Source organism: Paraburkholderia sp. RL17-373-BIF-A (assembly GCF_046030175.1).
Classification (GTDB): domain Bacteria; phylum Pseudomonadota; class Gammaproteobacteria; order Burkholderiales; family Burkholderiaceae; genus Paraburkholderia.
Map to the genome: position 1 here is coordinate 20,351 of NZ_JARESO010000080.1, position 11,517 is coordinate 31,867.

6 protein-coding genes and 2 pseudogenes are annotated in these 11,517 nt (G+C 59.3%); 5 read left to right on the plus strand and 3 right to left on the minus strand.

Going from position 1 to position 11,517, the window contains the following annotated elements:
- Positions 1–7: 7 nt before the first annotated feature.
- Positions 8–938: pseudogene (locus P0D80_RS44160) on the plus strand (FAD:protein FMN transferase).
- On the opposite strand, the gene P0D80_RS44165 reads toward P0D80_RS44160, so the two are convergent.
- Entirely contained in the window at positions 910–3,570 is a 2,661-nt protein-coding gene (locus P0D80_RS44165; RefSeq protein ID WP_408293590.1) for a cation-translocating P-type ATPase, read from the minus strand. The pseudogene P0D80_RS44160 and the gene P0D80_RS44165 sit on opposite strands and share 29 nt — an antisense overlap.
- Positions 3,571–3,791: 221 nt before the next feature.
- Here P0D80_RS44165 and P0D80_RS44170 point away from each other — a divergent pair, with 221 nt between their 5' ends.
- Positions 3,792–4,871 carry an AI-2E family transporter gene (locus P0D80_RS44170; protein ID WP_408293592.1) on the plus strand — a complete coding sequence of 360 codons (1,080 nt, stop codon included), beginning with the start codon at positions 3,792–3,794 and terminating at the stop codon, positions 4,869–4,871.
- A gap of 88 nt (positions 4,872–4,959) precedes the next feature.
- Here the strand turns inward: P0D80_RS44170 and P0D80_RS44175 are convergent, their stop codons facing one another.
- A complete protein-coding gene (locus P0D80_RS44175) occupies positions 4,960–5,910 on the minus strand; it encodes a universal stress protein (RefSeq protein ID WP_408293595.1) in 951 nt (316 codons plus the stop codon).
- Between the two features lie 598 nt (positions 5,911–6,508).
- Here P0D80_RS44175 and P0D80_RS44180 point away from each other — a divergent pair.
- Together P0D80_RS44180 and P0D80_RS44185 are read left to right on the plus strand one after the other, a co-directional pair.
- Complete coding sequence (locus P0D80_RS44180; RefSeq protein ID WP_408293598.1) at positions 6,509–7,030, plus strand: hypothetical protein; 522 nt, start codon at positions 6,509–6,511, stop codon at positions 7,028–7,030.
- Between the two features lie 289 nt (positions 7,031–7,319).
- A complete protein-coding gene (locus tag P0D80_RS44185) occupies positions 7,320–8,273 on the plus strand; it encodes a universal stress protein (protein WP_408293601.1) in 954 nt (317 codons plus the stop codon).
- A gap of 242 nt (positions 8,274–8,515) precedes the next feature.
- Here the strand turns inward: P0D80_RS44185 and P0D80_RS44190 are convergent.
- Positions 8,516–10,863: pseudogene (locus P0D80_RS44190) on the minus strand (cation-translocating P-type ATPase); the annotation flags it as partial.
- 210 nt (positions 10,864–11,073) lie between these two features.
- On the opposite strand from P0D80_RS44190, the gene P0D80_RS44195 reads away from it, so the two are divergent.
- Positions 11,074–11,517, plus strand: a 444-nt coding sequence (locus P0D80_RS44195) for a CreA family protein (protein WP_408293604.1), incomplete at its 3' end; no start/stop codon positions are given.

Here is an 11,517-nt window from a genome sequence, read left to right on the forward strand (position 1 = left end):
ACCGACGATGGGCACCCGATACAGCGTGCAATGCTACGCGCCGGCGGGGTTGGACCGAGCCCTGATCGCTTCTGAACTGGATGCGGCAGTACAAACGGTAGGCGAGGAAATGTCGAACTGGAAGGAGAGTTCCGATTTGACACGCTTGAATAGAGCCGAACCCGACGTCTGCGTGCCGATATCCCGCAACCTTGCGACGGTGCTGGTGCGTGCGACGGAAATGGGGCGCGAGACAGACAACGCTTTCAACGCAGGTGTCGGCGATGCGGTGGATCAGTGGGGCTTCGGCCCGTCAAACCGCGCCGCGGCCAACCATGCGGGAAGCCTCGCGCGGACGACCCCGACGCCCGGTGGTCGAACTGTTCGACGTCGACGTCGAGCGGTGTCGCGCTCGCAAGCAGGCGCACGTGACCTTCGACTTGTGCGGTATCGCCAAAGGCTTCGGCGTAGACGAATTGGCGCGTGTGCTGGACAGTCTTGACGCTCGCTCGTGGCTTGTCGGAATCGACGGTGAGATGCGTGCGCGAGGCACAAAGCCTGGCCAGGCACTGTAGGCAATCGCAATCGAGCGTCCCGACTACGAACGCCGGGAGGCGCTCGGCGTGATCGAACTCACGGATGTCGCGGTCGCAACTTCGGGGGACTATCGTCACTGGAGCGAATGCGAGGGCAAGCGTATCTCGCATGTCGTGGATCCGCGCACAGGTGAGCCTTTATGCAAGGGGGTCGCGTCGGTCACAGTGCCGGCGAGGTCCTGCATGGACGCGGATGCTTATGCAACCGCCCTCATGGTGTTGGGGCCTCAGAAAGGCCTGGATTTCGCACGCCGTAAGCAACTGCACGCACTTTTTCTCCTGCGCGATGGCGCACAAATACTGGCGATCGGCACGGGTTTGTTTGATGCGGGTTTCAACGGTATAGCAGTCCCCGGCGGATAAGATATTTCTCGAGCTCGACCAGAGCAAACACCACACTTGAGAGCAGAACACACATTGCCAGCTCAGCCATATTAAGTGCGGTCGTCCGGAAAACAGTGTTCAGCACGGGTACATAGATCGTCGCCAATTGAAGCGCAAAGGTGAGTAGCACCGCGCCCACAAGCGGCATGTTTGAACGCGCTCCCCGCGCGAAAAACGACGCTTGCTCCGATCGGATGGCAAGTACGTGTCCCATCTGGGAGAGGGTGAGCACCGTAAAGGTCATTGTCTGCCAATGTGCCGACGCGACGTGGATGGCGTATGCCTGCGTGAGCAGCGTAACACCGGCCATTGCGAGCCCAACCCATGCGATGTGCTGCCACATGCCGCGGGCAAAGACGCTTTCCCCGGGGGGCCGTGGTGGCCGTAGCATGACGCCCTTCTCCGCCGGTTCGGCCGCTAGCGCCAGCCCCGGCAGTCCATCGGTGACCAGGTTAATCCACAGGATGTGTATGGGAAGCAAGGGAATCGGCAGGCCGAGAAAAGGCGCGAGAAAAATAGTCCATATCTCCGCCGAATTGCACGTCAAGGCATAGCGAATGAACTTGCGTACATTATCGAAGATTCGCCGCCCCTCTTCGACGGCACCGACGATGGTGGCGAAGTTGTCGTCCAGCAGCACGATACTGGCCGCATCCCGCGCGACATCGGTGCCCTTTTTTCCCATCGCAATGCCGATATCCGCGCCGGCGAGCGCCGGCGCGTCGTTCACGCCATCACCGGTCATCGCGACGAACTGGCCATGCGCGCGAACGGCATCGACGATCCTAATTTTTTGCGCCGGGTCCACCCGGGCAAACACGCGGGCATGCACAACCTGCGCGACTAGAGCTTCATCCGTGAGTCGACTGAGTTCACGGCCGGTCAACACGGTGTCCCCAGGGGCAAGAATGCCGAGTTCGCGAGCGATAGCGCACGCGGTTACGGGATGATCCCCCGTAACCATTACGGGAGTGATTCCTGCCGATCTGCAGGCCTCAACCGCCTGCCGGACGTCGGGCCGCGGGGGATCACGCATGCCAGCCAGGCCAAGCAGAGTGAGACCGCATTCGACTTCTTCGATATTGTGACCGGCAGGCAGGCTGTCCCACTTCCGGCTCGCAACGGCGAGTACACGAAGACCACTATCCGCCATCGCCTCAGCCGCCGCCAGCACGCATTCGTGGTCCACGGCGACCATACCGTGATCCGAGAGGGATGCGCTGCAACGTTCAATGACCGTCTCTGGTGCGCCCTTCGTGTAAGCAATGAATCCGGTTCCGTTGCGGTGAATCGTCGTCATCCGCTTGCGATCGGAGTCAAACGGGAACTCCAGGGAACGCGGGCCCGTGACTTCGAGCGCGCTCTTGTCGAAGCCAGCGTCAGCGGACACTCTCCACAACGCAACCTCGGTCGGATCGCCAGAGACCTCCCCGCCCGCAGCGCGGCTAACGTTGTTGCATAACGCCAATGCCTCCAGCAAGCATCTCGTAGCGGGTCTTTTTGTATCGAACGATGCGATTGGAAGCCGCACGCCATCAGCGTAGAGTTCAGTTGTGCACATCTCGTTTAGGGTCAATGTGCCAGTCTTGTCGGTACAGATCCAGCTCACGGACCCCAAGGTTTCGACCGCAGGCAAACGTCGCACCAAGGCGTTGTGTCGTGCCATATTGCGCGCACCAAGGGCAAGCATCACGGTCACCACTGCGGGTAAAGCTTCAGGGATAGCGGCGACAGCAAGACTCAGGCTCGTGAGAAGCATGAGCAGCACTGGCTCGCCACGCAGCACACCCGTCGCAAAGATGATCGCGCAGATCACAAGAATCATCGTAGCCAGTCGGCGCCCAAACGCTGCAAGACGCTTTTGCAGCGGCGTCTGGACTGCAGGTGCCGCTTCGAGCATCCCGGCGATCTTGCCGAGTTCGGTGGCCATGCCGGTAGCAACGGCAATGCCTCGTGCTCGACCGTAGGTGACAACAGTGCCCTTGAAAGCCATATTTGTCCGGTCGGCGAGTTGTAGCGAAGCGTCGTCAAGCGACGCGGTGCCCTTCTCTACTGGCACCGACTCCCCAGTGAGAACCGCTTCGGCGATCTTCAGCCCGGACGCCTCGGCAAGACGAAGATCAACGGGAACGGTAGAGCCGGTATCCAGCAAAACGACGTCGCCCTGCACAATGCCCGATGCCGGGACCGTTTGACATTCGCCTGCGCGAACGACTGTCGCCTGCAGCCTGGCGAGCTGTGCGAGCGACGCCATCACACGCTCGGCGCGATAGTCCTGGATGAAGCCGACTGTGGCGTTAAGCAATACGATCGAGACGATCACGAGCGCGTCCGCGGCCTCGCCGATCAGGCCCGACACGAGAGCCGCCGCCAACAGAGCGATGATCATGAAGTCCTTGAACTGACAGATCAGCATGTCAAGGACGCTCCGGCGCCGCTGCTCACGAATCTCGTTCGGCCCGTCTCTGGCGAGGCGCCGCTGCGCCTCTGCCAGTGTCAAACCATAATCGCCATCGGTGCCCAGTTGCATGGCGATGGCCGCGACCTGCATTGCGTGCCATTTTTTGGAACTTTCTCCCTCAGGGCTAATCGTGCGTGTCGGAGTCAACATGGATCGATCCTTCTGTACGAGAGTCGACGAACGTCGCATGGAAGATGTGCGCGGCAAATGCCAGTATCGGTGCGGGTCAGACTCGCTGATTGACCTTGGTCAACCAGTAACGTGCGGGTAGGGGCAGATCATATGGTTTTCGGTCTCGCATCTGGATGCATTTCTCTGCCTGCGATCACTGCCGGGATACCGAAAAACCGAATCACGAACAGGAGCGTTCAATGCCATCGGGAAAGCATGTCGTGCTAACACTGCTTCTGGCTGGTCTGGTAGCTTTGGGGTTCATGGTTCTGCGCCCTTTTCTGGTCCCGGTCGCATGGGCGCTGATTATTTCGTATGTCACCTGGCCCGCCTACAGCCGTTTGCGACGCCTGCTTCGTGAAAGCGCGGGCACTAGCGCGCTGCTGATGACCCTTCTCCTGACATGTGCGTGCATACTGCCAGTCCTCTGGCTGATGAAGCCCTTGACAGAAGATGTAAGGGACGCCAGCCGGGCCATCGTCGCCTACTTCTCCGATCGTCCTCGCGACCTACCCGATTTTCTGGCGCGTATCCCCTTGATCGGCTCCTCGTTGCAGGCGTTTCTCGATCATGTGGAGATTGATCCCCCTGCCATCCGCTCCCAGCTCTCAGGATGGGCGAATCGCTGGACAAGCGAAATCGGTGACATCCTCGGAAGTGCGGCCAGAAACGCCACAAAGCTGGGGTTTGCTCTCGTGACGCTGTTTTTTACGTACCGCGATGGAGAAAGTCTTCTGAATCAGATACGGCAGGCTTTGCGGCCTTTCCTCGGCGAGCGCCTTGACGACTATCTCACCGCGATCGGCAGCATGACCCGATCTGTCGTCTACGGCATTGTGCTGACAGCGATCGCGCAGGCAGTGTTGGCCGGGCTGGGTTACTGGGCCGCAGGCGTAACTGCGCCCGTCACTCTGGCAGGGATCACTGCTCTCGTAGCATTGATTCCTTTTGGCACGCCATTGGTATGGCTACCGGTGGCAGTCGGGCTTCTATTTGCAGGCCGCACGGTGGCCGGAGTCGGGCTATTGCTTTGGGGAATGCTGGTCATTAGCTGGGTAGACAATCTGATAAGGCCGTTTGTGATTAGCAGCAGCGCACGCATTCCATTTCTGCTCGTCATGTTTGGTGTGCTTGGTGGACTCGCCGCATTCGGTCTGATCGGATTGTTCCTTGGGCCCGCAATACTGGCTGTTCTGATGGCGCTGTGGCGCGAATGGCAGACAGAGGCGGCACGGCAACAGGTGCGGCAACCGGTTCAGCGGAATGACACGCCTAAGTAGTGGATCGCCAGCGGTCCGGCACGAGCTTATCGAATCGGAACACAAGTACAATCATTTCGCCCAATGTTTCGCCGCGACCGCGGCGTTTTCAGGCTTGGATCGGGCGGACGAGCAACACCGGTACGTGGGTGATGCGCAGTACGCGGCTCGCCACGCTACCCAGCAGCCAGCGCGAAATACCACGCCGACCGTGTGTGCCCATGACGACCAGATCGGCGTTCCAATGATCTGCCTCCCTCACGATGGCGTGGGGCACATCGTCGCCGGACCTTTCCGTGCTGATCATCGCGGATTCCGCTTCGATTCGTAATCCGGCAAGCAACTCCGCTGCCGCCGCAAGGGCTGCGTTGCCCTCTTTGACAAGTGCATCTTCAACCAGAGGAAGCGGCACGAAATCGCTCATCCACACCGCCTGATCAAGAATGTTTACGATACGCAAGGACGTCTGCTTCGTGGCGAGTTTTAAACCGTATCGAAGGGCATGCTGCGATGGTGAGCTACCGTCGACGGCGAAGAGCATTCGCTTCGGACCGCGGCAGGTATCTCTTTCATAGGAAGCTGGAACAACTAGAATCGAGCATGGGCAGATTCGCGCAAGAGGTTCAGAGACTGTTCCTTCCAGCCAGCGTAGTAGCCGACGGTGCTGTCGGGTGCCAACGACGACGAGATCGGCCTGCCACGTCCGCGCTGCTTCAAGCAGTGCGTGTGCTACATCCCGACCCTGCATGGAAAGATCGATCACCTCAGTGTCGACGACCGTCTCGCCGCTCGAAAATATGGTCTGTGCCTGAGCCACCGCGTCTTCAGCACCGCGCAGCAACTCGTCGCGCACCGAGCGGAGATCCACTCCGACAAGTGGATCCAACGGGATCAGCCTGCGTGGATCTTCAGCCACACTTACGATTCGCACGTGTGCCCCGGGCGCCGCAATGCCCTGAACATAGGCCGCAGCGCGCAAAGAGGCGGGCGAAGCGTCTACAGCAATGAGAATGCGTCCGACTTCGTCGTGATCATCGAGGGTTGAACTGGCAGTGTTCATGACGAAGTCTCCGAGGTGTCCGCTTGGTGGTCCGATATGTTTCCTCAGACGGTTGGTCGAGCCTTCGCGCGACGACTCTCATGCGCCCCGTCGATGGGCTGTCCGGATAACAACGCCCCAATACACTCTATTCGCCGACTCATCCCGCAGATTGACCTGAATCAACCCATCCGTCCACGGCTATCACTGTTGTTCGAAGCCGTCTGAACGGGACACTTCATGCCTCGCATTGCGCTTCGAACTTCAATAGCGAATGATTGCGCGCCCCGACGGACAATTCATTGCGACGAACGCATTGCGCTGGCTGAGAGCAGACATGATGAGCCTCTATCCCATTCGATCCGTTGGGCACACCGGTCGTCTTGACACACGTCAATCTCTCATGGCGAACGAGCCCTATGCTCAATCCATAGCGACACAAATCAGGCGCTGAAGTGAATATGTCGAGGAATACCGTACTCGTTGGCCTTTTAATCGGTCGATGAATGAGCGTGTCCCACTGCCGCATTTGAGCCGCCTCGGGGACCAAGAAAGGCCCTCAAGAAGAATACAGACCGCTCTCTGGGGTTTTGTTGCCCCTTCATCGAAGGAGATAGCGATGGAATTTCATTTGCACGGGGACCAGTTCAAGCTTCGAACTCCAGATTGGCGGGCAGCAATAATTTCGGGCACGATCTCGGCAACTGTTCTGATATGTTTCGCCGTGAGTGTGATCGGCGCAAAAGGTGGGAGCTTGTGGGGCGCGATCCGCATGGTCGCTGCCATTGCGCTTGGGGACGGTGTGTTCGTAGAGTCGGCTTCACACGATATCGCCGTGCTGGTGGTGGCGCTCAGCGTTCATTTGGCTCTAGCAATCGGATTTTCACTTGTTCTTGCAGCACTCGTCGAAGTGTGTAACGTTGACTCCGACTTGTTAATGACGTTGCTCGTTGGGACAATGTTCGGTGCGCTTCTCTATCTTGTGAATTTCTACGTCATGACAGCGGTATTTGCGTGGTTCATCGACGGCCGAACATGGATCAATTTTAGTCTGCACATTCTCTATGGTCTCGTGACCGGGATATCTTACGTGCGGATCGCGAGGTTTCGAAAGACGCGATACGCGTCACCCGTGGTCTAGCGCCTCATCGACACGGTGTGCGGTATCGTAAAAGTGCGACGAACGGAACGTATCTGAAAGTGAAGCAAGGATGGAGCCGAGCGATCCTGTCACGCGTCTTTCAGACATGCTCACATGACGGATTGCGAGACACATGCGTATCCAACGCACGCACGTGGCTATCTTGTGGTCCGTCAGCCCTCCCACTTGCATCACAAAGCCTGACGTGTGTCAAATAGCAACGAAAGCAGGTTGAGAAAATCAGCTATCAACGCTAGCAAGACTTCTGGTGTCGCCCGGAGATCAGATTGTGACTACCTCAAGCGCAAACAGGGCTGCCGCATCCGGAATCAAACGGATACTCATCGCAGTTGACTCGTCATCCGTCGCCGCACGTGCGGCGGCGTACATACGCTACATGGCGGTACCCGGTGTGCAGGTACGTATCGTAAGCGTCGCAGAGAATCCTCGCGTTCTCGTGCCCCTTGGGTCGATGACGGATACCGAGCTCCAGACCGCACGCGCAGAACTGTTTCGCAACGCCAACGAAGCGGTTGCCCACGTGAAAGAGATTTTCGCGCCGGTCAATGTCGACGTCGACGTTGGGGTACTTGAGCTTTCAAAGCAAGGCGGCTATACCGCAAACGCATTGATTGATGCCGCAACCGAATGGCAAGCGGACCTGCTCGTAGTGGGTGCGCGTCAACATCATGGCCTGCTACGTTGGGTTGAAGGAACGGTGTCCGAATTCGTTACAACTCAAGCCCCGTGCTCAATCCTCATTGTGCCCGCCAGCTATGTAGCCGAGATACATGAGTCTCCGCGCCGAATCCTGTTTGCGCTTGATGGGAGCGGAGCCTCTCTGGATGCACTGCGCTTTGGCTTGCTTTTTGCCGCGCCGGAGTCGAGCCTTCGAGCAGTTTATGTCATCGACCGCGCTGTCCGGTTGACTGACTTCGTGCCGATCCACGTCCTTGAGGACGCATTCAAAGAAGAAGGAAGAAGCATACTTGCCGCGGCTGCAGGCGTCTTCGCCAATCTGTCAAATCGCGTCGAAACGGGCCTCGTCAAAACGGAGCTGACTGGCGATGACGTACCCCACACCATTGTCCGCGAGGCCCAACGGTGGCATGCAGACCTAGTGGTCGTCGGCACACATGGCCGGCGCGGTCTGGCTCGGTGGTTTCTCGGAAGCGTCGCTGCCCGAACCGCGCGCATCACTCAGAACCCGCTGCTGCTGGCGCGTCCAAGGCCGAACTCTTGATCCTGAATGAACGGAATCGGATTCTCATGCGCCTGCTCGTTTTTTTGTAGCTCAGGACTATGGCGCATGCCGTTTTTCGAGCCGCTCCAGATCCGAGAATCCTCTCCCTGTATGGAGCGGCCATCTACGCGAAATGGGCCCAGAGTGCATAGCTTGCGAGACGAAAAAAAGAAAGACTCCGCTATGAGCCGCAGATGCAACGGGGTCAACAATGGCGACTCCGCAAGTTGGCTTTGTGCGTGCTAGACGCCCGCATCAGGGTTAAGCAGGGCGACGAGTCCGAACAGCCGCGCCAAGGCAGGAACGGTCATGAGAAGCAGAAGCCCCGCGCTGGTGACACCTAGAACAATCCAGAGGTAGCGATTCTGCTGACGTGCGCCGGCACGGGCCCCTGACTGGGGAAATAGTCGGATCACAAAGATCAACGCAACATTGCACGTCACGAGCGCGACGAATGGCAATGTGCGCGCGAAGGCAAGGTCGCAGCCGCGCGTCAGCAGGCCTGCATACAGACCCAGCACCAGTATGGCCGCCAGTGCGCCCGCCGCAGCCCCCTCGCCCAACGCGCGGTTCGACAGCAGACGCGCACCGGCACGGCGCGGAGGCAAACGCATCAGGTTCGCGCGTTCAGGCTCGTTTTCGAACACGACCGAGCAGACTGGATCAATAACCAGCTGCAAAAAGACGATGTGAACCGGCGCGAGCATCGGCGGCCAGCCAGCGAGAACCGGAATCATGGTGGCGGCGATCATCGGAATGTGAACGGCAACCGTGTAGCTGATCGCCTGCACGAGATTGGCGTAGATGCGCCTACCCAGCCGGATAGCCGACACGATCGGCGCGAAGTCGTCTCGTAGCAGGACCAGCGAGGCGACCTCGCGCGCAACTTCGGCGCCGCGCAGCCCCATCGCAATGCCGATGTGCGCCGCCTTGAGCGCGGGCGCGTCATTGACGCCGTCACCGGTCATCGCGACCACCTCGCCGCTTTCCCTGAACGCGTTGACAAGCCGTAATTTTTGCTCTGGCTTGACACGGGCAAATACGTCGACCTTCTTGATGACCTCGCGAAGTCGTGCGTCATTCATCGCTGCCACTTCCTGGCCGCCCACGATCCGCGCGCCGTCGATGCCGACTTCGGCCGCGATAGCCCGCGCCGTCGACGGATAGTCGCCGGTGATCATCACCACGCGGATGCCAGCTGCGTGGCATTCCGCGATAGCGCCCGCGACCTCCGGGCGGACCGGGTCCAAGAGTCCGACCAGCCCCACGAAAGAGAACTCGAAGTCATGCTGCTTTTCCGGCCACTCGGGATGTGAGTGCCGTGCCTTGGCCACTCCCAGCACCCGCAGCCCGCCCGACGCCATCTGCGCGGCCTGATCAAGGACAGTCTGCGTTTCCCGCTCGCCCAGGTGACACAAAGCACAGACCGCCTCCCGCGCGCCCTTGCAGGCGACTGCATGATCGTCGAGTTCCGGCGTGTGCCATGCGTGGGACATGGCCGACAACTCCGGTGTCAGCGCATACTCATGAACCAGCGACCAGTCCTTGTGAAGACGTCCAGTGCCGGCGAGTCCAACCCGGCCTGTTTCGTGAAACGCGCGTTCCATGGGATCGACTGGCTCGATTTCGCTGGCGAGCACCAGATATTCGATGAGTTCGTGATACGCCTCGTCAATGTGCTGAGTGGTCTGATCGATCACTTGCCGCTTTCCTTGCGCGGAGAGCACACGCACCGACATACGGTTCTGGGTCAGCGTACCCGTCTTGTCGACGCAAAGTACAGATGTCTGGCCAAGGGTTTCAATAGCACTCGTGCGACGCGTCAGCATGCCTTCGTTAGCGATGCGGCGAGCCCCCAGCGCCATGAAGACGGTCAGTATCACAGGAATCTCTTCGGGCAGGATCCCCATGGCCAGCGTGATACCGGCGAGCACGCCCGGGAGCCATTCCCCGGAGCGCCAGCGATAGGCCAACACGAGCAGCAGACATAGCGCGATCGCGGCCAACGCAAAGCGATTGACGAATGTTCTCGTCTCCAGCTGCAACGGCGAGCGGACCTCCGTGATGCCCGTCAACGACTGCCAATCCGACCGAGCGTGGTATTCGGCCCCGTCGCAGTCACGACCATTCGCCCCTGACCCTGCACCACCATCGACCCAAAAAAAAGCTGCCCGCCGGGATCTTCCTCCGGGTGTGGTTTGGGTCGCGCTGCGGACTTGTTTACCGAAACGGACTCGCCTGTCAGTAGCGACTCGTCTACGCTCAGTTCGTGAGCCTCCATCACGGAGCCGTCAACGGGCACACGTGCGCCTTCGTCGACGAATACGACGTCGCCTGGCACCAGGTCGGCAGCTGAAACAAGTTGCCGTTGCCCGTCCCGAAGCACCTGCGCGCGGGGCGCGGACAGTTCGCGAAGAGAGTCGAGAACCTGTGCGGTGCGGTGGCTTTGAAAAACCGTCAGAAAGACGATCCCTATCACAAACGCAAGGAGCGTCAGCGCCTCCGAAACGTCGCCAAGCAGAAGATAGATACCGCTTGCCGCCATATATGCGAACTTTCTGGCGACGCGGGCGACCGAAACCGTGTTTTGTTGGCGTTTGCACAAGGAGTGTTCAATTTGCTGCCGACAGGCAACCCTATGCAAACCACAGATCCATTTTCAGAATGATGCCAGGCGAACACGCAGGCGTTGACCTGCGTCAAGCAGCGGACTTCCAGGTGAAATAGCCTGAGGTCAGCGATCCGCTGCCGCGGCGTTGCGCGGCCGAAGATCTGACTGTCGGATACCCGGAGGTGGATGATGATCAAGCTGATTCCAGGGCGGTGGCGCATCCTGGGTGCACTGCTGATATTTTCGTCTTCCGTTGTCGTAGCCAAGGAGCTGGCGACGATCGAAACGCATACCCAGCGATATGGTTCTCACATCGCCATTTCGGCTTACGACGATCCTCTCGTGAAAGGCGTGACCTGCTATGTGTCAGAGTCGCATTCCGATGGCGCACTGGGAAGTGGACGCATCACCCATGGGACGGACCTGACGGCTTCCTGCCATCAGACAGGCAGCATCCGCATTGCCGGAACTGTTCCCAGGCAGGCGCAGGTATTCACGGCCGAGTCAGATCCAACTTTCGACTTGCTCCATATAATCCGGGTACTGGACACTGAACGTCACTCGCTTGTCTACTTCACGTACGACGAAGACGAGGTTGCGGGTGACTTGCCGGGTCGCATCTATGTGATACGG